The following is a 24,309-nucleotide window of genomic DNA, read 5'->3' on the forward strand; positions in this document are numbered from 1 at the left end:
ACAAATCAGCCGTTTTAACAAAGCCAAGAAGATAAAGGTGGGAGAAGAATTGAGAATTGGCATAATTGGGGCCATGGATGAAGAAATTCATTACATGAGACAAGCCCTTGATATTTATGGGGAAAGCGTTCATGCCAAAGGTAAATATTATGAAGGCACCTATGGAACTAAAGAAGTGGTCCTTTGTAAATCAGGTGTGGGAAAAGTGAATGCTGCGATTACCACACAGGTTTTGATCGACCGTTTTAAAGTGACTCATATTTTATTTACAGGAGTTGCAGGAGCTCTTCATCCTGAGCTTGAGATTGGGGATATTGTCATCTCCACCAGCGCACTGCAGCATGATATGGATGCTTCGGCTCTTGGGCCGCATTTTCCACAGGGAACAATACCGATGTTCGATTATGAATCTGATTTTACAGCTTGTCCGAGCCTTGTTGAGCTTGCTGAACAGGCAGCTGCAAAGATACGGGATATTCATGTCCGCAAAGGAAGAATTTTAAGCGGGGATCAATTCATTGCCAGCCGGGAGACCGTTGAAAAGTATTTTCAGCAGTTTGATGGCGCATGTATTGAGATGGAAGGCTCAGCTGTAGCGCAGACTGCCTTTTTAAATGATGTTCCGTTTGTGGTCATTCGTTCGATTTCAGACAAAGCCAACGGGGAAGCAACGGTAAATTTCACAGAATTCACTAAGCTTGCTGCCGAACGATCATCCTCCATTGTTGAAGAAATGCTAAAGACGATTTAATAGAAAAAATGAAACACCTGATAGAGAGATTCCATCAGGTGTTTTTTGTATAATCCCGAATATGGTGAAGTGCCTTTGAAAGGGTCAGCGCATTTTTTTCTGTGATCTCCTGTTTGCGGGGAATCGGTTTATACAGCTTGTCAGGATCCTCCCAAGTAAGAGGAAGCGTGACAGGTGCTTGTTTTTGCCACTTTTCCACCCACTCCATCGGCAAAGATCCTTTTAAGTCGATATCGTTCATGGCAAGCCAGATTTCCGACCATGCCCGCGGCACGACACGCCAGATGTCATATCCGCCGCCTCCTGTAGCAATCCATTTTCCACCGCAGTACCGGTCTGCTGCTTTTTTTGCGATCCTCGGTATGGCGTGGAACGAGTTCATCGTAACTGACAGGTGTGTCAGCGGGTCAAAGTAGTGGGCGTCAGCACCGTTCTGGGTGAGGATCACATCGGGCTTAAAGAAGGCGGTTACTTCATTCAGGGCGGTTTCATAGAGGCTGAGCCAGGACTCATCTTCCGTAAAGGCGTCTACCGGTAAATTGAAAGAGTAGCCGTATCCGTCACTCTGGCCTTTTTCTGTCACATTTCCGGTTCCGGGAAACAGGTATCTGCCTGTTTCATGAATGGATAGCGTACAGGCATCCGGATCCTCATAAAACGCCCATTGGACTCCGTCACCGTGATGGGCATCAGTATCCACATACAGAACTTTCACGCCATACTTCTTTTTTAAATATGCAATAGCCACCGCGCAGTCATTATAGACGCAAAAACCGGATGCCTTCCCTCTGAATCCGTGATGAAGGCCTCCGCTGGCGTTGAAACCATAAGAAGCTTTGCCCTCCATGACCATATCTGCAGCAGTTAAGGTAGCTCCGACAATAAGTGCACTGGCTTCATGCATGCCGGGAAAAATGGGCGTGTCCTCTGTTCCAAGGCCGTAATTTTCAGCGGAAACAGCGTTCAATGTTCCTTCGCCTGCTTTTTTTACTGCCTCAATATATGCTTCGTCATGTATGAGGCCGATTTCTTCGTCTGTAGCCATCCTGGGTTTTACGATCTGGCTGTCCTCCAAGGCACCGGAAGAACGCAGAAGTTCATATGTTAATTGGACACGCAGCTGGTTAAAGGGATGATCTTCATTGAATTTATAGCGAAGCATGTCCTCGGAATAGATAAAAACCGGTTTCTTCATCTTTCCACTTCCGGTTCCTGCGGCCAAATGACGTCATAACCATTCTGCCTTAGTTCAGAAGCGATGCGGTATGGATTCATTGTCCCGATCCGGAACACCAGAATCTTTTGGTGTTCTTCTTGTTTGTCCGGATAGACGAGAACACTGTTGATGTTAATTTTAAAATTCTTGATCAGAGAAGCAACATCAGCCAGTTTGCCAGCGATATTTTCAACCTTAACCTCAAGGTGTGAGCTGGGCTGATGGGCACCTGTAAGCTGTATGAGAGTGTACAGCATGTCCCGTTCAGTGATGACCCCTACCAGTTTTTTCTTCTCAAGGACGGGGATGCAGCCGATCTGATGCTCGTAAAAAACACCAAGAAGGTCTTCGGCAAAATCAAGTGAATGTGCAGTGATCACATCACGTTTCATTATCTCAGAAACGGGCCGCTGAAATTCTTCAGGATGATCGGCAGCATCAAAGATGGACGGGCTGGCGTCTCTTAAATCACGATCAGAAATAATGCCGACAAGCAATCCTTCTTCATCAACAATCGGCAAATGGCGGATGCGGTGAGTTTTTAAAAGAAGCAGAGCTTCCTTAATCGTCGTTTGTGGCATGGCTGTAACAGCCTGTTTATTCATCATGTCCTGAACAATCATCTTTATTTCTCCTTTCTCCGGTCAATACATAAAGCGGTTCTGGAAACGGATTTTATCGAATTGCTGTACAGAATTCATCGTTATTCTCTTTCCGATCCTGACCATTAAACAGTTTGCGGGGTGTGAGCTGATCTCCGGATCGTCTGTTGCCATATATTCCAGGCCTCCGGCATTCATCATTTTCTCCATCACTTTCCTGTAATCCCAAACCGACAAGCCGGTTCCTTTCAGATCCCAATGCCAATAATATTCCGTTGTGATAATGATATAATCTTCCATCGCATCATCCATCATCGATACTTTTAATAGGCTTTTCCCTATTTTACAGTTGCGGTAATCCGCAATGACTTCAATGGCACCGAGTTCAAGCAGGTTCTCCATGTTTCCTTGTGACCATCTTTCCATCGGATCGGGATAGACATAGGTCGCATAGCCGATAATTGTCTCTTTATTTCTGGCGATTATGATTCTTCCTTCATCAAGTCCTGCAATCTCAATGAGAGCTTCACGCTGCTGGTGCGGGGGCCTGAACGCCTTTAAGCCGGCATGAAACTCGTAGCCTGCCAGATGTTCAGGCGAAATCGGCCCTTCGATAATGACCTTGCCCAAAGGTGTATCAATGGCAAGGCAGTTGTATGTTTTCTTATGGTTCATTTATACACCACCCAATTTGAAAGTTATCCTATTCTATTATACATAAACAAGGCTGTTTGTAAGGGCTTTCAACTTATTTGGTGTGACAATTCTAATAAATTTAAAAATTTAGAACGATTATGATATAATGGCTTTGAATATCTTGGCATAGGAGGAGATTGGCTAATGAAAGTGGAAACGCTTCCGAGTGTAAAGGGTAACTTTAACCTTGAAGACTATCAAGCAGCATATGACGCATTTGACTGGAAAAGCATAGAAAAAGAATTTTCCTGGTATGAAACGGGGCGAGTCAATCTAGCCTATGAAGCGGTTGACAGACATGCAGAAGGCGATAGAAAAAATAAAGTAGCACTTTATTTCTCAGATCAGAAAAGAGACGAGAAGTATACATTTAAAGAGATGAAGGAACAATCTAATCGGGCCGGCAATATGCTCCGCCAGCTTGATGTTGAAAAAGGGGACAGGGTGTTTATTTTTATGCCGCGTTCTCCTGAGCTGTATTTTTCACTGCTCGGGGCAATCAAACTGGGAGCCATCGTCGGCCCGCTGTTTGAAGCATTTATGGAAGGAGCAGTCAGAGACCGTCTGGAAGACAGCGAAGCTAAAGTACTGATTACAACTCCTCAGCTTTTGGAGCGCGTGCCAGTCAGCGAACTTCCTTATTTAAAACACGTTGTGCTCGTTGGTGAGGACGTGAAGGAAGAAGGGCCGTATGTCGATTATTTCAGCCGAATGGAAAAAGCGGACAAGGAGCTCGATTTGGAATGGGTAGACCGTGAAGACGGGCTGATCCTTCACTATACATCAGGCTCAACCGGTAAACCAAAAGGCGTCCTCCATGTTCATAATGCGATGATTCAGCATTATCAGACCGCTAAATGGGTACTTGATCTTAAAGAATCGGATGTTTACTGGTGCACGGCCGATCCCGGCTGGGTGACAGGAACCTCCTATGGTATTTTCGGGCCTTGGCTGAACGGTGCCTCCAATGTGGTCCGGGGCGGCAGGTTTAGCCCGGAAGATTGGTACGGTACGATCGCAAAGTATGGCGTAACGGTTTGGTACAGTGCACCAACCGCATTCCGTATGCTTATGGGAGCCGGGGATGAGGTCGTAAAACGCTTTGATCTTTCTTCGCTCCGACACATCCTGAGTGTTGGCGAGCCGCTGAATCCTGAAGTAGTCCGCTGGGGCATGAAGGTCTTTAACCTGCGCATCCATGATAACTGGTGGATGACGGAAACAGGAGCTCAGCTCATCAGCAATTTCCCGGCAGTTGAAATTAAGCCGGGCTCAATGGGCAAACCATTCCCGGGCATTGAAGCGGCTATCATCGATGATCAGGATAATATCCTGCCGCCTAACCGAATGGGGAACCTGGCGATTAAAAAAGGATGGCCTTCCATGATGAGAGCAATCTGGAACAATCCTCAAAAATATGAATCTTACTTTACCCCTGGCGGCTGGTATGTGTCTGGAGACTCAGCCTATATGGATGAAGACGGCTACTTCTGGTTCCAAGGCCGTATTGATGATGTCATTATGACATCGGGTGAAAGGGTAGGGCCTTTTGAGGTAGAAAGCAAGCTTGTCGAACACCCTGCAGTTGCCGAGGCGGGGGTAATCGGGAAGCCAGACCCGGTTCGCGGTGAAGTCATTAAAGCATTCATCGCACTGCGTGAGGGTTATTCTCCGAGCGAAGAATTGATTCAGGAAATCAGATCGTTTGTGAAATCTGGTTTGGCCGCTCACTCTGCGCCAAGAGAAATCGAGTTCAGAGACAAGCTGCCTAAGACAAGAAGCGGCAAGATCATGCGCCGTGTACTCAAGGCATGGGAATTGGATCTGCCGACAGGCGACTTATCCACGATGGAAGACTAATCATTTAAAGCAAAAAGCCCGCGAATTAATTCGCGGGCTTTTTGGGTTTCTTTTTATCATCATTTTGGGGAGGAGGATCCTTCGGCTTTTTGCCTGCCGTTGGATCTTCCGTTTTTTTGTCATCCGTTCCCGGTTTGTCTGGTTTCTTTGGATCTGCTTTTTCTTTGCCGCTTTTAATCTTCTCAGATGGCGCCGATTCCTTGCCCGAGACGTCTACTGCTGTAACATACAGCACGCCTGATGGGGCAGATAGAGAGGTTTTATCTGATGTTAGACTGCCGATTTTCTTAAACGGACCGTTTCCGGTAGCAGAATAATAGACACGGTAGCCGACTACATCACTTTCTCCTGACGCAGACCAGGATAGCTTCCCGCCTTTGGATGACAGTCCGCTGACTGTATCAGGGTTTTTTCCGTTCTCTGGAAGGTTTGTCTTAGGAAGAAGATGGTCAGAATTTTCTTCTCCGGTCACTTTCTTCAAGTCGACTCCGTCAAACAGCGCATCGTCAATGAGGACGCCTTTTTGAGTAAATTCTTTTGGTGTCGATTCGGACGCTTTGTATTTCTTACCGTTTGCAATAACATAAAGCCCGGTATCCAAGCTGTTATCTGTTGAATCTGGAGCATATTTTACATTGAATAGATCTGTTGTTACAAGACCTGCTGACCGGCAGAGATCAGACGGAAGTTTTCCGGAGATCCCGCAAATTTCTTTCCTGACAATTCCCGAAGGCATGGAGAAACGATGCTTCGGGGCCATGAGTGATGGCGCGTATTTATAGGCATCATTGGCAAAAGCTGCCCACAGGGTCTGGCTAATATGCTGTTGTCCTGTTGGAAGTGCTTCAGGTTTATCATATCCGTGCCATACACCAAGCGTTACGTTAGGATTTGTCGCTACAAACCAAGAATCCTTGGCAGAGGATGTGGTACCGGTTTTTCCAGCCCAATCTGCATAAAAGTTCAGTCTGCCTGGAATGCTTGCTGCGGTTCCGCCTGGCTTCAGTACATCCCTCATCATATCAAGGATAAGATAAGAGGTTTGCGGAGAATATACTGGCACCGGCTTAGATTTATGTTTATATAGAACTTTTCCATGTTTGTCTTCAATTTTTTCAATAAGGTAGGCATCCACAAACTTGCCTTGGTTAGCAAAGGTTGCGAAAGCGTTCGTATTCTCTTCTACGGTTACCCCGTGGGTCAACCCGCCGATGGCAACAGATGTAGCCGATCTGTCTGTATCAGTAATTGTTGTGAATCCCATTTTCTCCAATCGATTGAAAGCATCGGACCGATTCGCTCTCATGAAGCTGCGCAGTGCAGGAATATTATAAGACTTGGCAAGTGCGGTCCTTGCGGAAAGGAGTCCATGAAAACGGTTATCATAGTTGTTTGGTGCGTAATTGCCAATGGTCAGCGGTGTATCAGGAATGATGTAACCCGGCTGCACTTTACCTTCCTCAATGGCCGGAGCATATGCGAGCAGCGGCTTCATCGTTGAACCATTCTGTCTTAATGCCTGAGTTGCATGGTTCAGCTGTTCACGGTTGTAATCACGCCCTCCGACAAAGCTGATGATAGCTCCTGTTTTATTTTCGATCAGTATGGAGCCTACTTCCTGCGGCTGCTTTTCATAGATCCATTTTCCTTTGGCGTTCTTCACGCGGACGAGGTGGGTAGAGCCGAAGAGATATTTGTTCTTCGCTGTTTTCTCCATTTCCTCATAGATCTTTTTATTGATTGTCGTATGAATTTTCAGGCCTTTTTGGCGCAGCTGTACAAAAGCATTCTGACGGTATTCATCTTTTGTGTTCTGCTTAAGCTTGTCAAAGTTCTTGCCGTCATTTTTCGCTGCGAGCCTTGCAAGGATATCCGCTGAACGGCGCTCGACTTCAATGCTTAAGTAAGGATATTTTTCGTAAGAAGATTCCTTCTTCGTTACAAAGTGTTTTCTCACATTATATTTCAGTGCTTTATCGTATTGTTCAGGTGTGATGGCTCCATTTGTCAGCATGCGGTTCAAAACCGTTTTCATGCGGTTGGTACCATATGTAATATCTTTTTTAACTGCTCCTTGTTGTGTAAATGGAGAATATACAAACGGGTTTTGCGGCATGCCTGCAAGGAAAGCTGCCTGCGGCAAGTTCAGTTTGTCAGCGTCAACACCGAAAACTCCCTGAGCGGCCGCCTGGATGCCGGCTACGTTTCTGCCGGATGAGTTACGTCCGAATGGAACGATGTTTAAATATGCTTCAAGGATTTGCTCTTTTGTAAACAAGTGCTCGAGTCTGAGTGCGAGCAGGATTTCTTTCGCTTTTCTGTCGAAGGAAACCTCGTTCGTTAAGATCTGGTTTTTAATGAGCTGCTGAGTAAGAGTACTCCCGCCCGATCGGTTATCGGAGCCTGTTACTTCCTGAAGCGTTGCCCGGAGGATAGCCTTTGGAACAATGCCGTCATGCTCATAGAAATATTGATCCTCCGTTGAAATAACGGCATCTTTTACGTATGGTGAGATATCCTTTAAAGGAACCTCCTGGCGGTCAAGGTCAGCACGCAGCTTGCCGATCAGTTGATCTTTGTCAAAATACATCGTACTCGTTTCTTCGTAATTGTAAATGTCATCCTTCATGGTGCTGTAAGCTCTGACTGGCTCGTTTTTTACAAGCGAGGCCAGAAAGCCAGCCCCTGCTCCAGCAGCCAAACAGCCGCCAAGCAAGAACAATACCACGATAATTAAGAATAAGTTCCAGGTGAATGTGTATGTTTTATCTGCGGCCTGTATAATTTTTTTCTCATTTAGATACGCAATAAAGCGCCTCCATTTTTCCTTAATTTCCTCTAGATGAGACATTTGTAAATTCCCCCCTATCTGACTAATTATATCATATCCCATGTCGTTTGAAGGGGGACTTAAGACAATTTTGTCAGTGGATGAGGAATTGACAATGCGTATAACCTGTGGTAAAAATGAAGAATATATGTCAATTGGATAAAGCAGAAGCGAAGATAGGATTTAGTAGTAACCGTCTCCCTGTTACAGAAAGCTGGTGGCCGCTGCAAACCAGTACATAGACTGTTTATGAATTACACCCTGGAGCTTTCTTTGTGAAATGAAAGTAGCAAAGACCGGTTGAAAAGCCGTTAATGGATATGAGTGGGAGGAAATACGTTTCCTTCAACGAGGGTGGTACCGCGGTAATCACGTCCCTTATTACAGGGGCGTTTTTTATTTGTCTTCATCCAGAAACTGAAAGGAGCAACTATAATGACAATTTTACAAGACTTGGAATTTCGAGGTCTCATCAATCAAGTGACTGACCGGGAAGGTTTGGAAGAAAAGCTGCAGAGCGGAAAAACCCCTTTTTATTGCGGTTTTGACCCGACAGCAGACAGCCTGCATGTGGGCCATCTGCTTGTGATCATGACGATGCGGCGCCTTCAGCAGGCAGGCCATCAGCCGATCCCTCTTGTGGGAGGAGCGACAGGAATGATTGGGGACCCAAGCGGGAAGAAGGCAGAGCGGACGTTAAATGAGGCCGGTGTGGTTCAACAATGGAGCGAACGAATTAAACAGCAGCTTTCTAAGTTTTTGGACTTTAACGCTCAGGATAATCCTGCGAAAATCGCCAACAACTATGAGTGGATCGGCAGCATGGACGTTATTTCATTCTTGCGTGATGTAGGTAAATACTTTCCGCTGAACTATATGCTTGCAAAAGACTCCGTAGAATCCCGTTTGGAAGCTGGGATTTCTTTTACAGAGTTTACGTACATGATCCTTCAGTCTTATGACTTCCTTCAATTGTACCGCCAGGAAGGGTGCCGGATGCAGCTTGGCGGAAGCGACCAATGGGGCAATATCACAGCTGGTCTGGAATTGATCCGCAAAGCCGGAGAAGAAGAGAGAGCATTCGGATTAACCATCCCGCTCGTAACGAAGAGTGATGGAACGAAATTCGGGAAAACAGAAGGCGGAGCGATCTGGCTTGATCCGGAGAAAACCACTCCTTACGAGTTCTATCAATTCTGGATCAACACGGATGACCGTGATGTGATTAAATTCTTGAAGTACTTCTCATTCAAGAGCCATGAAGAGATCAACGAACTTATTGAACAAGTGCAGAGCGCACCTGAAAAACGGGCTGCGCAAAAGGCGCTTGCAGAAGAACTGACTGCTCTTGTGCATGGAGAACAGTCATTGGAACAAGCCATCAAAATCTCTCAGGCACTGTTCAGCGGACAGCTTTCTGAATTGACTGGAGCTGAAATTGAGCAAGGCTTTAAAGACGTGCCTTCCTTTGAAATGGAGTCTAAAGAGGATATCGGTCTGATCGACCTGCTTGTAGCAAGCAAAATTTCTCCATCAAAGCGCCAAGCTCGTGAGGATATAACCAATGGAGCGATCTCAATCAATGGCGAACGTTGCCAGGACCTTGAAAAAGTGGTGGGAAGAAGCTCTCGTATTGATGATCGATTCGTCGTCATCAGAAGAGGGAAGAAGAAATATTTCTTGATCCGATACTAATTATGCTGAATAAGAAGAACCGGCCCTTGTGAATGGGCCGGTTTTTTTGTGTTCGATAATAAAAAGTGCGTTTTCGATAATAAATGCAAAGAGATGCCACTATTGAAGGGTGAGAGCTATATTTTGGACTGGATTTGTCACTAAATTCGCTTCAAAAGGGCGGATTTTTAGCAAAATGAGGGCCGAATTATTAGGTGCACACTTAAAACTTCTCATGAAAGGGTTCGATTTTTTTAAAAAATGATCCTAAAAAGTCGAACTGCTGCAGTTCTTCGCTGTTTGCTCATATTTGCAATAAAAAAAACGCTCCGTAAAAACGGAGCGTTTTCTTAAACTTAACGAGAGTAGTACTCAACGATAAGCTGTTCTGAAATTTCAGCCGGTAATTCAGAACGCTCTGGTAAGCGAGTGAATGTACCTTCTAGTTTGTTTTCGTCAAAAGTCAAGAAGTCAGGAACAAAGTTGTTCACTTCGATTGCTTCTTTAATAGCGCTAAGGTTTTGTGACTTTTCACGAACACCGATAACTGAACCAGGTGCTACGCGGAAAGATGGAATATCAACGCGCTTTCCGTTTACAGTAACATGGCCATGGTTTACCAATTGACGAGCTGCACGGCGAGTGCGAGCAAGACCAAGACGGTAAACGATGCTGTCTAAACGAGACTCAAGAAGGATCATGAAGTTTTCACCATGAATTCCTGTCATTTTGCCTGCATCGTTGAAGATACGGCGGAATTGACGCTCGTTTACACCATACATATGACGAAGCTTTTGCTTCTCTTGTAATTGTAAACCGTATTCAGAAAGTTTTTTTCGTTGGTTAGGACCATGTTGTCCTGGAGCGTAAGGACGCTTTGCTAATTCTTTTCCAGTTCCGCTTAGGGAAATACCTAAACGACGGGAAATCTTCCATGTAGAGCCAGTATATCGAGCCATGAATGACTCCTCCTTCACTTGTTTTGTTTTAGTAAAACACAACAGTGACTGTTTTCTTTTCATCTGCATATTTTATTTGCCTATACCTTCACTTCAGCAGCCTTTGAAGCTACGAGATATACCATGCTTCTTCAAACATGTAACAAAATAAAACAAATGACGAACACAGTGCCGCTTTATTTTACACAAAGATTAGTATATGTTTTTTCGGGAAACAAGTCAAGGGCTAGTCTTAATATAAAGGCGCCATGGCAGTGATGGCTGAATACAATAATGGCAAAGTGGAAGGAATTGCGTTTCTGTGGGAGAAAGTTTATAGAAAGCGCTTACAAATAAAAAAGGGGTGCATATCTATGAAGTCCAAGTATTTTGAAACCAATGCCATACACGCTGGGTATGAGGTCAGCAAGCATGGAGGAAGTCTGTCTCCGCCGATCTACCAGACCTCGACATTTGTTTTTCCGGATGCAGAAACGGGCGAGCGGAGATTTGCCGGAAATGAAGCAGGATATGTTTATTCCCGGCTGAAAAATCCGACAGTGGTTATGTTTGAGGAGCGAATGGCAGAACTGGAAGGCGGGGAGAAGGGTCTGGCTTTTGCATCCGGTATGGCCGCAGTATCAGCAGTATTGCTCGGCCTGTTGAAAACAGGGGACCATATCCTTTGTTCGGAAGGGGTCTATGGATGTACCTTCGGGCTTCTGCAATATATGGAAGATCATCTTCAGATCGGGCACTCCCTTATTCCAATGGAGAATGAAGCCGCTTTAGAAGCTGCGATTTTGCCTAACACCTCACTTATTTACATCGAGTCGCCGATCAACCCGACAATGAAACTTGTAGATTTAGAAATGGTGTCTAGAGTTGCCAGAGAAAAGAACATTCCAGTCATTGTGGACAACACGTTTTGTTCTCCGTATTTGCAGCAGCCTCTGAAAAAGGGCTGTGACATTGTCGTGCACAGTGCGACGAAGTATCTTTGCGGCCATGGAGATGTCATCGGAGGCGTTGCAGTTGGAAGGCAGGACGTGATGCAGCAGATTGCAATGACCGCCCAGAAGGATATCGGTGGGATCATGTCCCCTTTTGAAGCATGGCTGCTTTTAAGGGGCATTAAAACGCTGCCTGTCAGAATGGACCGCCACTGTGATAATGCCGAAAGGGTCGCTGTTCTTTTAAAACGCCATCCCTCTATTGAGTCTATCTTTTTTCCGGGAGATCCGGACTTTGCTCAGTATAAGGCAGGGAAGAGGCAGATGAAAAAGGCAGGCGGAATGATCAGCTTTTTGATAAAAGGAGGCAAGCCGGAAGCTCAGCAGATAATGAATGCATTAAAGCTTGTCAAAATTGCTGTTAGTCTTGGGGACGCTGAGACGCTTATCCAGCATCCGGCGACGATGACACATGCCGTAGTGCCTGAACAGGAACGGGAGAAGATGGGGATCAAACAGAATCTGCTGCGCTTATCCGTGGGGCTTGAAGCCTGGCAGGATATATGGGCAGATCTCGAGCAGGCTCTTCAGAGTGTTTATCAAAAAGAAAATCAGGTCGTAAGATAAAAAAAAGAACGGCCCGGAAGTTTTCCGGAGCCGTTCTTTCACATAGAAGTAATGTCTAGCTTCAGTACCCAGGGCTGAAAACGTGTTTCTTGTTTTCAGCATAATGATGAAATCATCCCTAGTCCTCGGAGGACGATCTAATAACTCACAATTCGTCTTAGGTCGCTTACTCTTTTCTATATATGCTTGTTCAGTTCATCAACAAACCGTTCGAGCCATACTTTGTCGATCTCATCAAACCTGTTTTTTTCAGGGCTGTCAATATCAAGCACGCCAAACAGCTGGCCATTTTTTACAATGGGCACAACAATCTCAGATTGGGATGCAGCATCGCATGCGATATGCCCGGGAAACTGGTGAACGTCTTCCACAACCAGTGATTGCTGGTCTTTTGCAGCCGTACCGCAGACACCTTTTCCCAAAGGGATTCTTACACAGGCCGGCAGTCCTTGAAACGGTCCGAGGACGAGCTGGTCTGACAGTTCTTCATATTCATAAAATCCAACCCAATTAATAGCGGGGAGGAACTGGTTTAAAAGCGCTGAGGCGTTCGCCAGGTTAGCGGTAATGCTTGTCTCGCCTTCTAAAAGAGCACGGAGCTGCTTGAGGAGCAGATCGTATCCCTCTTCGCGATTTTGACTGTATTTTTCGACTGTAAACATGAACATCCCCCTTTTTATGCTAGCCGTCTTTCCCTATCTTATCAAAAATTGTAGAAGATTACATCCGAACAGGTGTATTTGTCGAGCGATTATTAAAGGGTATATCAGGTTTTCCAACGAAAAAGAAGTAATAAGAAGGGTGGTGGATACTAAATGTCAAGAGATCAGATGGCTACCAAAATTAAAATTGCCGAAGCTGCGATTGAATTGTTTACAAACCAGGGGTATCAGGGCACCTCGGTCAGGCAGATTGCCAAGAGGGCTGGTGTTAACCTTGCTCTCGTTTCCTATCATTTTGGCGGGAAGCAAGGCTTGCTTGAAGAGCTGATTTCATCATTTTATGAAGGGTATATTCGCAAGATTGAAGTGGTGTACCATACATCGATGGACTATACAGTTAAAGATCAGCTTTTGACCATGATTGAAAGTGTCTTGCATTACCAGCTGAAGCAGCCTGATCTGTCACGTTTTGTCCATCGGGAAATGACGCTTGATTCTACATTAGTAAGGGAAGTGATGACCACTTACCTCTCTAAAGAAAAATATTTTTATGACACCCTATTTGAAAAAGGCATGAAACAAAGGGAGTTTCATAAACAGCCTGTCATGCTCCTGACCATGCAGCTGAGAAATCTGCTCATCATGCCTTTCCTTCATCCGTTATATATATCTGAAGTCTTCTATACGGCTCCACATGATCCCTTATTCGTTACGTCTTATGTGAGTTTCATCAATAAATGGCTGGAGCAGTCGGTTTGTATCCCGCCTAAAAAGAATCCGCTTCTGTCTGCTGTGCAGAATCCGCTATTTTCTTTGCAGGGAAAGTGGAACGGATAAAAGATCTTGGTGGATGAGTATATCATAGCCTTGTCCCAATCCCTTTGCACTATGGGCATCTGAACCATAGACAAAAGGGATTTTCTGTTTTATGGCCTCCTCAATCACCCAATGGGGAGGATAGGACTCTCCACACAATGGCTTGAATAATCCCGCTCCATTGTAGTCAAGTTCATAGCCGTGCAGCTTAATCAGTTCCAAAATCGTTCGGATTTCTTCCTGATAAGATTGATCCGTTGGATACTGCTTCTTAAATTTCTGGGCAAGGGTCATATGGCCGATCCGTTTTGGCTTGTAATTTCCCAAGTCTGATGTGATGGACTTTGATAGTGTCTTATAATAGGCACTGTACACCTTGTCTGTGCTGCCGAATGAACGAACCATTTCACCGAACATGTCCTCGCTGTAATCAATGCAGAAATAGGAGCTTTCCTGCTTAATGAAATGGACGGAAAGAATGGCATCATCAAGCCGGGGACCGACTTCATTTAAAAAATCTTTTGTTTCCTTTTCAAATCCATCAATAAAGTCTACCTCTAATCCGATATTTATGGAGATCGTCTTGCTGTAATATTGTTTTGCAGCTCCCAGTTCGTCCAAGTAGGAAGATAGCCTGCTTAATTCCATGCCTGAATCTTTTTCTGGTACCGGATCAATGAACCTTGAAGGCAAGGGGGCGTGTTCGGTAAAGGTCATTCCGGATAATCCTAATTCAATTGCCCGTTCAATATATAGAGAAATCGGGTCGGCGGTGCCATGCGGACAATACGGGGTATGGACATGGCCATCATAAAAAGTAGACATCGTTAACCTCCTGAGTTTTGTTAAAGGATAAGAAAGCTTTGATATTTATGGAAAAAAATTATGGTTTTTTTCATTTTTTTTTAGTCAAAATTCAGTTTTACATGTTATCATAAGAACATTGAGTTAGCTTTGGACAAGTGAAAAGCACTGTAAAACACTGGCATTCAATAAAAAAATTGCACTCATTAATTATTACAATTAAAATTAAACAATTGTAACATCATTATTACATAGATTTTGCAGTTTTGCAGAAAGGAAGAAAGGGTGCTTCCTATGACATACATAATTGCCGCAGTAGTTGTTTTAATAGCTGTCGTTGTTTTTGGCTCCTTTTCACGCAAACGGATTTATAAGCAGATTGACCGTCTGGAATCCTGGAAAATGGATATCATGAACCGTCCGCTAACAGAAGAGATTTCAAAGGTCAAAGGGCTTACAATGGTTGGTGAAACAGAAGAGAAATTTGAGTCATGGCGCAGCGACTGGGATGAGATGGTCACAGTTGAACTTCCAAATATGGAAGAGGCTCTGTTTGATGCCGAGGAAAGTGCGGACAAATACCGGTTTGGAAAGGCAAAAGGGATTCTGCATCATATTGAATCCCGGATGCAAGCCATGGAAGAGCGGATCAAAGCAATATCAGCTGAGATTGACGAACTGATCACAAGCGAAGAATTAAACAGGGAAGACATTATTGAGGCCAAGGAACAATTCAGTGAGGCAAAGAAGTACTTTCTGACACATTCCCGGTCTTTGGGGAAAACAGCCGTACTGTTTGAAGAGGAGTTTACAGAAGTCAATGCAAAATTTGTTCAGTTTGATGAATTGACCTCACAGGGCAACCACCTCGAAGCCCGAAAAATTCTCGTTGAAAGTATTGAAAAATTAAAAGAAGCCAGATCGAAAATGGAATCAGTTCCTGAACTGCTAGTCATGCTTTTATCTGATTTGCCTTCAAGCCTTAAGGATCTTCAGGATGGATTCTTTGATATGGAACAGCAAGGCTATGTTCTCAATCACATTGGGATCGATAAAGAAATCACAGCGATGAATGAGACGATCACCAAATTGCTCGAGAAGGTATACGCACTGGAAATCGATGAAACGCAAAAAGGCATTGAACAATTAAACGCCGAAATCGATCAATTGTACGATCTTCTTGAAAATGAAGTGGTCTCAAAGCAGTTTGTGATTAAAGAGAAGGAAGTCATCCTTCAATCACTTTCTGATCTTCAGCTGGATATGGAAAAGATCCGTGCCGAAGCTGATATGGTAGCGCTCAGCTACCAGCTTGATCACTCCGATGTAGAAGTTCATAAGCGATTAGAAAAATTGTTCACTAAGCTCCAAACGAGGTTCTCCATCATTGAACAGTCTATCGAAGAAAAGAAGGACTCGTATTCGGTCATCCGTGAAATGATGGAAGAGATGGCGGTTCAGCTGGAAGATGTGAAAAAATCAAACCATGAGTATCAAGAAAAACTGATCAGCCTGAGAAAAGATGAGCTACAGACAAAAGAAAGGCTGAAAGAACTCCGCAGGAAGCTGCTTGAGGCAAGAAGAATGGTACAAAAAAGCAACCTGCCAGGACTTCCTGATCACTATCTGGTCACGATTGAAAAAGCTGAAAGCTATATTATAGAAGTTTCTAAACGGCTTGATGATAAGCCTTTGGAAATTGCAGATGTAACAGAAGTTCTCGAAAAAGCACTGGAAGCCGTTGAAGAGGGCTACAGGGAAACTGCTGAGATTATCGAAACAGCGCTGCTGGCAGAAAAGCTTATCCAATATGGAAACCGGTACAGAAGCTCTTATTCATCTGTTTCAGTACGTCTCATCGAAGCGGAAATTGCTTTCCGTAATTACCAATATGAAGAAGCACTTACCATTGCAGGAACTGCCATCGAAAGCGTACAGCCGGGAATCCTAAAAGAAATGGAAATCAATTTAAAGCAAAAGATTTGATGTAAAAGCTGGGACCTCAAAGTTCCAGCTTTTTCTGTGCGTAATAGAATGAGTACAGCAGCTTGAGGAAATCGGATTCTGAAAATCAAAATATCTTTTTGAATTCATTGATGCCATCCATTAATTTAGAGGGATTTATGGAAGGATAAAGAGAGATATGCAAAAACAGTTTTCTGTTTAAAATACAATTTTTTCTTTTATTCGGTTGTGGTATTATAGATTGATGTGTAGAATAAGTGAGCTAGGCGGAGGAGTCAACCATGATTTATTTTGACAATAGTGCAACAACGAAACCATATAAAGAAGTACTGGATGCATTTGTTACTGTTTCTCAGAATTATTTCGCCAATCCATCCTCCATTCATTCCAAGGGTGGAGAAACAGAACGGCTTATATTCCAGGCTCGAAAAACTGTAGCAGGACTGCTGAAAGTAAAACCAGCCGAAATTATATTTACTTCCGGAGGAACGGAAGGCAATAATACAGCCATTAAAGGAATTGCATTAAAGCATCAGGAGCGCGGCAAACATTTGATTACAAGTGAGGTAGAACATGCTTCCTCTTACGAAACATTTCATTATCTGGAGTCGCTTGGCTTTGAAGTGACTTATCTGCCGGTAAACTCTTCTGGAGAAATTTCCTTGGAAGAACTGGAGAAGAGCATCAGAAAAGATACAATTCTAGTCTCACTGATCCATGTAAATAATGAAGTCGGCACGATACAGCCAATCGTGGGTGCAGGGAAAATCCTGAAGAATTTTCCTAAGGTATTTTTTCATGTCGACCATGTTCAGGGAATTGGAAAAGTACCATTGCCATTTAAGGAAGCAGCAATCGATCTTTGCACGATGTCTGGGCATAAATTCCACGGTTTAAAAGGAACGGGTATCCTTTACAAAAGAGAAGGTGTTACCCTTTCACCCCTTCTGACTGGTGGAGAGCAAGAAGCCAGCGTGCGTGCGGGAACTGAAAATGTCGCGGGTATTGTTTCCATCGCGAAAGCGCTGCGCATGACGTTTGATCGCATGGAATACGGAATACGGTCTATGGAGACGGTTAAACAAAGAATGATGGATGAACTGTCTGTTATGGAAGGTATAACGATCAATACACCATCAAACTCTGCTCCCCATATCATCAATTTTTCGATTCATGGAGTAAAGCCAGAGGTAATGATCCATACCCTTGATCAAAAGGAAATTTATGTTTCCACCCGTTCTGCTTGTTCATCTAAACAGGCAGGAGCGAGCCGGATTCTGCTCGCAATGGGGCTTGGGGAGAAGAAGGCAGGTACAGCTATACGGATGAGCCTGTCGTTCGATAATACGTTAGACGAAGCAGAAGTTGTGCTTAAAGAATTAAAAAACGCAGTGGTTCAGCTGCAAACAGTAATGGGGTAAATAGAATGCAATATAATCACATTGTTATCCGTTTTGGTGAGTTATCATTAAAAGGGAAAAACCGAAGACATTTTGAGAGCCAGCTTAGGGAAACGGTACGCAGAAAGTTATCTGTATTTCCAAATGCAGTGGTTCTAAAATCATATGACCGGATTCTTGTAGAGATCAATGGAGAAGATCACGAGAAGATGATCGCTAAATTGCAGGAGGTTTTTGGGATTCATGCCATCAGCCTGGCGATCAGAACGGAGAGTGAAATTGAAGCAATCAAGGAAGCGGCATTAGCCGCTTTCCTTGAAAACGGGGCTGCTCCAAAGACATTTAAGGTGTCTGCACGCAGAAGTGATAAGCATTTCCCGGTCGGTTCGATGGAGCTCAACCGTCAAGTCGGCGGTTATATTTTAACTCACACAGAAAATGTTTCTGTCAATGTCCATCATCCTGATGTTGAAGTTAAAGTAGAAGTTAAAGATAACGGTACGTTCATCAGCTGCAAAACCTATCCTGGTGCCGGAGGATTGCCAATCGGAGTTGGCGGGAAAGCGATGCTGATGCTGTCTGGTGGAATTGACAGCCCTGTTGCCGGGTATTTGACCATGAAACGCGGAGTGCGTATAGAAGCTGTCCATTTTCACAGCCCCCCGTTCACAAGCGACCGCGCCAAACAGAAAGCAGAAGATTTGATGCAGGAATTAACACGCTTTGGCGGTAAGATGAAACTGCATGTGGTTCACTTTACAAAAATACAGCAAATCATAAAAGACAAAATTCCAGCAAGCTACAGCATGACCATTATGAGGCGCATGATGCTTCGCATTACTGAGCGGCTGGCTGAGGAACGAAATGCGATGGCGATCACAAACGGAGAAAATCTTGGACAAGTGGCTAGCCAGACGATGTACAGCATGCATACGATCAACGAAGTGACCAACCTTCCCATCATACGGCCGGTCGTTACGATGGATAAGCTCGAGATCATTGACATTTCTCAGAAAATCGGGACTTATGATATCTCCATCCGCCCTTATGAAGACTGCTGCACTATTTTTGTTCCAGCTGCTCCTAAAACAAAGCCGAAACGCGAAAAAGCCAATCGTTTTGAGCAGAATATCGAAAACATGGAAGAGCTGATTGAAGAAGCGCTTTCTACGATCGAAACCATCTCGTTTGAAGAACAAAAAGAAGCTAAGGAATTTGAAGATTTATTTTAGCCTGCAGAATCTCTCTGCAGGTTTTTTTTTGGTACTTCATTTAATATTTACCACGGTTGCAATCCTTGTTTCCTTCACAATCTATAGGTACAGGAGGTGAAACAACATGGCAAACAACAACTCAAACCAACTTCTTGTACCTGGTGTACAACAGGCGATTGATCAAATGAAATTCGAAATCGCTTCTGAATTAGGTGTAAACCTTAGTGCTGACAACTCTTCCCGTTCTAACGGTTCTGTAGGAGGAGAGATCACAAAACGCTTAGTGGCAATGTCTCAGCAGCAATTCAGCGGATCTCAACAAAAATAACCAATTGAATACAAGATGGCTTAGGAGCGGGCTGCTGCCCGCTCCATTTATGTTTCTGCTGCAGTAAATGTTAAAAATATTCCAAAAATATTGTATACTAAAGAAGAAGAACACGGTTTGCATACATAGAGGAGGATTACGGAAATGGAGAATCTTTTAGATTTACAAGCACCGCCTGTCTATAATGTAACAGAGGAAATGGAGAAATTCGCACAGGATGCTTCACGCAAAGCATTGATCTGGAAAGACGATAAAGGAACCATCAAAGAATTGACCTATAAAGCTCTCTTTGAAGCATGCAACAAAACGGCAAATGCACTTAAAAAGCTCGGTTTGTCTAAAGGTGACAGAACTCTTGTTGTGATGCCGAGAAAGATTGAAACGTATGTTGTATATCTGGCATGCCTGAAAGCAGGTATTGTTGTCATTCCTTCTTCAGAAATGCTTCGGCCAAAGGATTTAAGCTACCGCATCAGCCATAGTGAAGCAAAGGCTGTCATCTCGGACCTTGCTTTCCTTTCCAGTATCGACGCCATCGAAGATGAATTGCCTTCTCTTCAACACAAATTGTCTGTTGGCGGACATGCGAACGGCTGGGCCTCACTTGATGATTTATCACAGAATGAAAACGGTTTCTATGAAAGGGAGAAAACCGAAAAAGATGATATGGCCTTTTTATCCTATACATCCGGAACGACAGGCCAGCCAAAAGGTGCTGTACATACACATGGTTGGGCTTTTGCTCATTTAAGGACAGCCGCAAAAGGATGGCTTGGCATCAAAGAAGGAGATAAAGTGTGGGCGACAGCCGGACCAGGCTGGCAGAAGTGGATTTGGAGCCCCTTTGTGTCTGTGTTGGGCTGCGGAGCGACAGGGTTTGTATATAATGGGAAGTTTGATCCTTCAACGTATCTCAGCTTATTGCAGGAACAAGAAATTTCTGTTCTCTGCTGTACACCGACAGAATACCGACTGATGGCGAAAGCCGATGGCCTCGAACAGTACTCGCTGCCGCATCTCCGCAGTGCGGTTTCTGCAGGAGAGCCATTGAACCGAGAAGTGATTGACACGTTTGTCCGCTGTTTCAATGTCACTGTACGAGATGGATACGGTCAAACGGAGAATACACTTCTTGTCGGCATGATGGACGGAATGGAGCTCCGCCCAGGTTCTATGGGGAAACCGACGCCTGGGAATCGGGTGGACATCATTAATGAGGATGGGGTGCCTGCCGGAATTAACGAAGTAGGAGATATCGCGGTGCATCAAAGTTCACCAGCTCTTTTTAAAACCTATTATAAAGATCCGGAAAGAACGAAAAGGGCGTTCCGCGGTGAATATTACTTAACGGGAGACAAGGCGAAGAAAGACGCTGACGGATATTTCTGGTTTGAAGGAAGGGGTGATGATATTATCATCAGTTCAGGTTATACGATTGGGCCGTTTGAGGTAGAAGATGCTCTTGTTAAACACCCTGCGGTTAAAGAATGTGCGGTTGTAGCCAGCCCTGATGAGATCAGAGGCCATATTGTGAAAGCCTATGTGGTGCTGAAAGATGAGAAACCACAAAATCAGGAGACTTTAATAAAGGATTTGCAGGAGCATGTGAAGTCATTAACAGCTCCATATAAATATCCGCGCAGCATTGAATTTGTTTCAGATTTGCCAAAAACGACGTCTGGAAAAATACGGCGCATCGAACTGCGGCAAAAAGAAGTAAAAGGCAGCTGAAAATGAAGGCAGGCAAAAGGCCTGCCCTTTTATGTGCGGAAAAATACCGCGGCGTGCTAAATTTGTGGTTAAATAAGGGAAAGCTTAGACATAAAGAGGTGTGGCATGGGAACGTTATATTCGAATGGCATCATTTACACGCTTGCTCAAGAAGGTGAGACCGTGGAAGCGGTATATGTAGCAGGCAAAACAATAAAAGAAACTGGAACAGCTCAGTCGTTATTAAAAAAGTACAGCGATGAAATTGATTCATCTATTGATCTGGGAGGGGCTGTGATGTTTCCTGGGTTTGTAGACAGCCATCTTCACATCATCGGACATGGAGAGAAGCTGATCAGAAGAGATCTGTCTCATTTTACTTCAGCAGAAGAGATGGGAGACTATCTAAAAAGCGAGGCAGAAAAAGAAAAGCCAGGAAATTGGATCTTCGGTGATGGATGGAATGAAAATAATTTTTTGGACAGAAAGATCTTCCATAGGCTTGAGCTTGATGAGCTGTCACCTCATCATCCAATGCTCCTTTCACGTGTTTGCCGACATGCTTTTTTGGCCAACAGTGCAGCCTTGGAACTTGCGGGAATTACGAAAGAAACAGAAAATCCTCCGGGAGGCATTATCGTCCGTGATGTAAACGGTGAGGCAACAGGTTATCTCCTGGACAGCGCTGCAGACCTTGTCAAAAAGGCTGTGCCGCCTGTGACAGAAAAATACATATCGAATGCCCTAACTTCTTCTGTGCATGATTTGCTCTCATTAGGGCTTACCGGAGGACATACCGAAGACTTAGGGTATTACGGCGGCTTTGAAAAGACGGTGTCCGCATTCAGGAGAGTGCTGAATGGTGATTCTATAAAATTTAAAGCACATCTTCTTGTTCATCATAGTGTGGTCAGTGATTATCAAGAATCAAAGCTTTCCGAAACAGATTCTCCGTATATTGAATTTGGGGCAATGAAAATCTTCAGTGACGGAGCGTTCGGAGGCCGAACCGCGCTGTTAAGCAAACCGTATAACGACGCTCCGGATACTTCAGGTGTTGCAATCCATCGGCCGGAAGAGTTAAAAGAACTTGTTCACCTTGCAAGAAATCATATGATGGCTGTCGCTGTCCATACGATAGGTGATCTTTCATTAGAATACACACTTGAGGCGATCCGGGCACATCCGGCCTTAACCGAGAAGAGGGACCGGATCATTCATGCTGGACTCGTCAGGCCTGATCTGATTGAGCAAATGAAACAGCTGCCGATCGTTATCGATATACAGCCAAGCTTTGTTCCGTCTGATTTTCCATGGCTGATCGAAAGGTTAGGCCTGGAAAGAATACCGTATGCATTAGCATGGAAAACCCTCATTGATCATGGGCTTCACTGTGCAGGCGGTTCCGATGCTCCAATAGAGGCAGTGAATCCATTAGAGGGAATTTACGCTGCGGTGACAAGGAAAAAACCGGATGAGAACCATGAAGGGTATCAGAAGGAAGAAAAACTTACAGCCTACCAGGCGGTTCAACTGTATACCGCGGGAAGTGCTTATGCGATCAGCAAAGAACATACAAGAGGACGGATCGAAGCGGGATTCGAAGCGGATTTTACTGTGCTGGACAGAGATATCCTTGCCAGTGATCCGAATGAAATCCTCGAAGCAAAAGTCCTTTATACGATCATTGATAATTCGATCGAATTCAGCGCCTTTCACCACTAAGCCATATAAAAAAACAACCAGCCCGCAACTACCGGGCTGGTTGTTTTTTGTTAGAAGCTATCTTTGAGCTTATAAGAAACTTCTCCTGACTTTACGCCAAAACGAGTTGTCTTTGAGTTTAACCGTTTTTACTTTTCGATCGGACAGCTCAAAACGGATCACTTCTGAATGCCTGATGCTTAGTGCTTCATTATCAATGCCGATGATCGGGTACTGGTTATTGTCCTGTTCAAACTTAAATGTCAGCTTTCTCTCATTGCTCTTTCACTTTGTAAATCCTTTTGTGAATCGAAACAGGTTTATTTTTCTTTATGCCGACCATAATGGTAATGAAAGGAAGTATGGCCTGTGATGATTTTTTTTATCGTACTCATTATTTTACTGCTCTTATTTATCATTCTGCTTTTTTCAACAGTACACGTTTCCTTTTTATACACACACAAAGGGGACGATGATTTTTTGCGTATTAAAGTTTCCCTGTGGAAAGTGATCTCCTATTCCGTAGTGGTGCCCGAAGTTAAAGTCAATACTTCCGAAAAAAAGATTGAAGCTAAAAAAAAATCAAATGGGGCTGCAGGGGTCAAAAGGAAGAAAACAAAAATCACCGTACAGACCATTAAGGAAAGCTACAGGAAATACAGCAGGCTCCTTGTCCATGTGACGGGCTTTTATAGAATTCTTCGCCGATTCTTAAAGAAAGTTACAATTTCACAGGTAAGGTGGGACAGCCGGTTCGGCCTTGGAGATGCGGCTTCAACAGCTGTTGCATCAGGCATGGTCTGGGCTTTAAAAGGCAATGCCCTTGGCATGCTGTCGCACTTTGTTTCTTTAAAAGGAGTGCCTTCCATTCAGGTCATACCTGTTTATCGAGGGACTCTTACGCAAACCAGGCTGTCCTGTATGATTTCTTTTAAAATCGGGCATGCTATTGTCGTCATGTTACAGATGTTGAAACATTGGAGAAAAATAAGCTCCAGCAAAAGTAAAAAATCAAAAAAATATATAGCAGGAGGAACATCACATGTCTGAGCATCCTATTGAAGGCCTTATGAAAACGGCGATGGAAAATCTAAAACAAATGATCGATGTGAATACCATTATCGGCGATCCGGTAGAAACGCCTGATGGAAGTGTAATCTTAACTGTTTCCAAAGTAGGTTTTGGCTTTGCAGCAGGAGGAAGTGAATTCAGCAGCGGTGATCATCAAAGCCAGGGTGGAGGCCAGCAGGGCCAGCAGGATTCCGGTGAAGAACTTCCGTTTGGGGGAGGAAGCGGCGGCGGTGTTTCCATCACTCCGATTGCTTTTTTAATCGTTGGTTCAACAGGTATCAAAACCATTCACTTGGATAACAGCACTCATCTTTATGAACGCCTTCTAGATTTGGCTCCAAGTGTTGTGGAAAAGATTCAGCATATGATGAACAACCGAAACAGACAAAGAAACGTTCAGCAAAACCAAAATCAGCAGCAAAATCAAAATCAACAGCAAAATCAAAATCAACAGCAAAATCAACAGCAAAACCCTTTTTAAGTTAACT

The 24,309-nt window shown here is 44.1% G+C and carries 20 protein-coding genes, 1 pseudogene and 1 other annotated feature; of the genes and pseudogenes, 13 read left to right on the plus strand and 8 right to left on the minus strand.

From position 1 onward, the window contains the following. Window positions 1-49 precede the first annotated feature (49 nt). Complete coding sequence (locus P4361_RS04150) at window positions 50-751, plus strand: 5'-methylthioadenosine/adenosylhomocysteine nucleosidase (RefSeq protein ID WP_091003861.1); 702 nt, start codon at window positions 50-52, stop codon at window positions 749-751. A 34-nt stretch (window positions 752-785) separates the two neighbouring features. On the opposite strand, the gene P4361_RS04155 is transcribed toward P4361_RS04150, so the two are convergent. The 3 genes from P4361_RS04155 to P4361_RS04165 are packed head-to-tail and all read right to left on the minus strand — an operon-like array spanning window position 786 to window position 3,244. After that, window positions 786-1,946, minus strand: coding sequence for an acetoin utilization protein AcuC (locus P4361_RS04155; protein WP_328088389.1), 1,161 nt, complete (start codon window positions 1,944-1,946; stop codon window positions 786-788). Further along, complete coding sequence (locus tag P4361_RS04160; RefSeq protein ID WP_265409972.1) at window positions 1,943-2,590, minus strand: acetoin utilization AcuB family protein; 648 nt, start codon at window positions 2,588-2,590, stop codon at window positions 1,943-1,945. The genes P4361_RS04155 and P4361_RS04160 overlap by 4 nt, the downstream gene beginning before the upstream one ends. A gap of 21 nt (window positions 2,591-2,611) precedes the next feature. After that, window positions 2,612-3,244 (minus strand): GNAT family N-acetyltransferase, encoded by a 633-nt coding sequence (locus P4361_RS04165; RefSeq protein WP_328088390.1) that lies wholly within the window; start codon window positions 3,242-3,244, stop codon window positions 2,612-2,614. Between the two features lie 165 nt (window positions 3,245-3,409). Here P4361_RS04165 and acsA point away from each other — a divergent pair, with 165 nt between their 5' ends. Continuing rightward, a complete protein-coding gene (acsA, locus tag P4361_RS04170) occupies window positions 3,410-5,125 on the plus strand; it encodes an acetate--CoA ligase (protein WP_328088391.1) in 1,716 nt (571 codons plus the stop codon). A gap of 25 nt (window positions 5,126-5,150) precedes the next feature. Here the strand turns inward: acsA and P4361_RS04175 are convergent, their stop codons facing one another. Further along, window positions 5,151-7,976, minus strand: coding sequence for a transglycosylase domain-containing protein (locus P4361_RS04175; protein ID WP_328088392.1), 2,826 nt, complete (start codon window positions 7,974-7,976; stop codon window positions 5,151-5,153). 143 nt (window positions 7,977-8,119) lie between these two features. After that, window positions 8,120-8,337, plus strand: a binding site (T-box leader). A gap of 53 nt (window positions 8,338-8,390) precedes the next feature. Between P4361_RS04175 and tyrS the strand changes: the two genes are divergently transcribed. Beyond that, complete coding sequence (gene tyrS / locus P4361_RS04180; protein WP_053357546.1) at window positions 8,391-9,650, plus strand: tyrosine--tRNA ligase; 1,260 nt, start codon at window positions 8,391-8,393, stop codon at window positions 9,648-9,650. A 335-nt stretch (window positions 9,651-9,985) separates the two neighbouring features. Here tyrS and rpsD read toward each other — a convergent pair whose 3' ends face one another. After that, window positions 9,986-10,588, minus strand: a complete 603-nt coding sequence (gene rpsD, locus P4361_RS04185) for a 30S ribosomal protein S4 (RefSeq protein WP_053357547.1) — start codon at window positions 10,586-10,588, stop codon at window positions 9,986-9,988. A 347-nt stretch (window positions 10,589-10,935) separates the two neighbouring features. Between rpsD and megL the strand changes: the two genes are divergently transcribed. After that, window positions 10,936-12,147, plus strand: a complete 1,212-nt coding sequence (gene megL, locus P4361_RS04190; protein WP_328088441.1) for a methionine gamma-lyase — start codon at window positions 10,936-10,938, stop codon at window positions 12,145-12,147. A gap of 176 nt (window positions 12,148-12,323) precedes the next feature. Here the strand turns inward: megL and P4361_RS04195 are convergent, their stop codons facing one another. Next, window positions 12,324-12,809, minus strand: coding sequence for a GAF domain-containing protein (locus tag P4361_RS04195; protein ID WP_053357549.1), 486 nt, complete (start codon window positions 12,807-12,809; stop codon window positions 12,324-12,326). Window positions 12,810-12,962: 153 nt separating this feature from the next. On the opposite strand from P4361_RS04195, the gene refZ reads away from it, so the two are divergent. Then, a complete protein-coding gene (gene refZ / locus P4361_RS04200; RefSeq protein ID WP_328088393.1) occupies window positions 12,963-13,646 on the plus strand; it encodes a forespore capture DNA-binding protein RefZ in 684 nt (227 codons plus the stop codon). On the opposite strand, the gene hisJ is transcribed toward refZ, so the two are convergent. Next, complete coding sequence (gene hisJ / locus P4361_RS04205; protein WP_328088394.1) at window positions 13,614-14,450, minus strand: histidinol-phosphatase HisJ; 837 nt, start codon at window positions 14,448-14,450, stop codon at window positions 13,614-13,616. The two genes, refZ and hisJ, sit on opposite strands and share 33 nt — an antisense overlap. Window positions 14,451-14,723: 273 nt before the next feature. Between hisJ and ezrA the strand changes: the two genes are divergently transcribed. From ezrA to P4361_RS04235, 6 genes are all read left to right on the plus strand, one after another. After that, entirely contained in the window at window positions 14,724-16,415 is a 1,692-nt protein-coding gene (ezrA, locus tag P4361_RS04210; RefSeq protein ID WP_053357552.1) for a septation ring formation regulator EzrA, read from the plus strand. Between the two features lie 260 nt (window positions 16,416-16,675). Continuing rightward, the gene (locus tag P4361_RS04215; RefSeq protein ID WP_328088395.1) at window positions 16,676-17,815 is read left to right on the plus strand and encodes a cysteine desulfurase family protein; all 1,140 of its coding nucleotides are present in this window, start codon (window positions 16,676-16,678) and stop codon (window positions 17,813-17,815) included. 5 nt (window positions 17,816-17,820) lie between these two features. Next, window positions 17,821-19,026, plus strand: a complete 1,206-nt coding sequence (thiI, locus tag P4361_RS04220; RefSeq protein WP_091003910.1) for a tRNA uracil 4-sulfurtransferase ThiI — start codon at window positions 17,821-17,823, stop codon at window positions 19,024-19,026. Between the two features lie 106 nt (window positions 19,027-19,132). Then, on the plus strand, window positions 19,133-19,336 hold the full coding sequence (locus P4361_RS04225) for an alpha/beta-type small acid-soluble spore protein (RefSeq protein WP_053357555.1): 204 nt from the start codon (window positions 19,133-19,135) through the stop codon (window positions 19,334-19,336). Window positions 19,337-19,480: 144 nt separating this feature from the next. Then, a complete protein-coding gene (gene mbcS / locus P4361_RS04230; protein ID WP_328088396.1) occupies window positions 19,481-21,067 on the plus strand; it encodes an acyl-CoA synthetase MbcS in 1,587 nt (528 codons plus the stop codon). Window positions 21,068-21,172: 105 nt separating this feature from the next. Beyond that, window positions 21,173-22,771 carry an amidohydrolase gene (locus P4361_RS04235; RefSeq protein ID WP_328088397.1) on the plus strand — a complete coding sequence of 533 codons (1,599 nt, stop codon included), beginning with the start codon at window positions 21,173-21,175 and terminating at the stop codon, window positions 22,769-22,771. Between the two features lie 69 nt (window positions 22,772-22,840). Here P4361_RS04235 and ppnK read toward each other — a convergent pair. Beyond that, a pseudogene (gene ppnK, locus P4361_RS04240) lies at window positions 22,841-23,032 on the minus strand (NAD kinase); the annotation flags it as partial. Between the two features lie 90 nt (window positions 23,033-23,122). Here ppnK and P4361_RS04245 point away from each other — a divergent pair. Both P4361_RS04245 and ytfJ read left to right on the plus strand, forming a co-directional pair. Continuing rightward, a complete protein-coding gene (locus P4361_RS04245) occupies window positions 23,123-23,800 on the plus strand; it encodes a DUF2953 domain-containing protein (protein ID WP_328088442.1) in 678 nt (225 codons plus the stop codon). Next, window positions 23,793-24,302 (plus strand): GerW family sporulation protein, encoded by a 510-nt coding sequence (gene ytfJ / locus P4361_RS04250; protein WP_256226292.1) that lies wholly within the window; start codon window positions 23,793-23,795, stop codon window positions 24,300-24,302. Before P4361_RS04245 ends, ytfJ begins: the two co-directional genes overlap by 8 nt. Window positions 24,303-24,309 lie beyond the last annotated feature (7 nt).

The organism is Fictibacillus sp. B-59209, from assembly GCF_036216745.1.
Classification (GTDB): Bacteria; Bacillota; Bacilli; order Bacillales; family Fictibacillaceae; genus Fictibacillus_C; species Fictibacillus_C marinisediminis.

Bases quoted from the DNA above. Each gene is read 5' to 3' on its own strand.
- P4361_RS04155 (WP_328088389.1), bottom strand. From the start codon at position 1,946: ATGAAGAAACCGGTTTTTATCTATTCCGAGGACATGCTTCGCTATAAA.
- P4361_RS04160 (WP_265409972.1), bottom strand. From the start codon at position 2,590: ATGATTGTTCAGGACATGATGAATAAACAGGCTGTTACAGCCATGCCA.
- P4361_RS04165 (WP_328088390.1), bottom strand. From the start codon at position 3,244: ATGAACCATAAGAAAACATACAACTGCCTTGCCATTGATACACCTTTG.
- acsA (WP_328088391.1), top strand. From the start codon at position 3,410: ATGAAAGTGGAAACGCTTCCGAGTGTAAAGGGTAACTTTAACCTTGAA.
- P4361_RS04175 (WP_328088392.1), bottom strand. From the start codon at position 7,976: ATGTCTCATCTAGAGGAAATTAAGGAAAAATGGAGGCGCTTTATTGCG.
- tyrS (WP_053357546.1), top strand. From the start codon at position 8,391: ATGACAATTTTACAAGACTTGGAATTTCGAGGTCTCATCAATCAAGTG.
- rpsD (WP_053357547.1), bottom strand. From the start codon at position 10,588: ATGGCTCGATATACTGGCTCTACATGGAAGATTTCCCGTCGTTTAGGT.
- P4361_RS04195 (WP_053357549.1), bottom strand. From the start codon at position 12,809: ATGTTTACAGTCGAAAAATACAGTCAAAATCGCGAAGAGGGATACGAT.
- refZ (WP_328088393.1), top strand. From the start codon at position 12,963: ATGTCAAGAGATCAGATGGCTACCAAAATTAAAATTGCCGAAGCTGCG.
- hisJ (WP_328088394.1), bottom strand. From the start codon at position 14,450: ATGTCTACTTTTTATGATGGCCATGTCCATACCCCGTATTGTCCGCAT.
- ezrA (WP_053357552.1), top strand. From the start codon at position 14,724: ATGACATACATAATTGCCGCAGTAGTTGTTTTAATAGCTGTCGTTGTT.
- P4361_RS04215 (WP_328088395.1), top strand. From the start codon at position 16,676: ATGATTTATTTTGACAATAGTGCAACAACGAAACCATATAAAGAAGTA.
- thiI (WP_091003910.1), top strand. From the start codon at position 17,821: ATGCAATATAATCACATTGTTATCCGTTTTGGTGAGTTATCATTAAAA.
- P4361_RS04225 (WP_053357555.1), top strand. From the start codon at position 19,133: ATGGCAAACAACAACTCAAACCAACTTCTTGTACCTGGTGTACAACAG.
- mbcS (WP_328088396.1), top strand. From the start codon at position 19,481: ATGGAGAATCTTTTAGATTTACAAGCACCGCCTGTCTATAATGTAACA.
- P4361_RS04235 (WP_328088397.1), top strand. From the start codon at position 21,173: ATGGGAACGTTATATTCGAATGGCATCATTTACACGCTTGCTCAAGAA.
- P4361_RS04245 (WP_328088442.1), top strand. From the start codon at position 23,123: ATGATTTTTTTTATCGTACTCATTATTTTACTGCTCTTATTTATCATT.
- ytfJ (WP_256226292.1), top strand. From the start codon at position 23,793: ATGTCTGAGCATCCTATTGAAGGCCTTATGAAAACGGCGATGGAAAAT.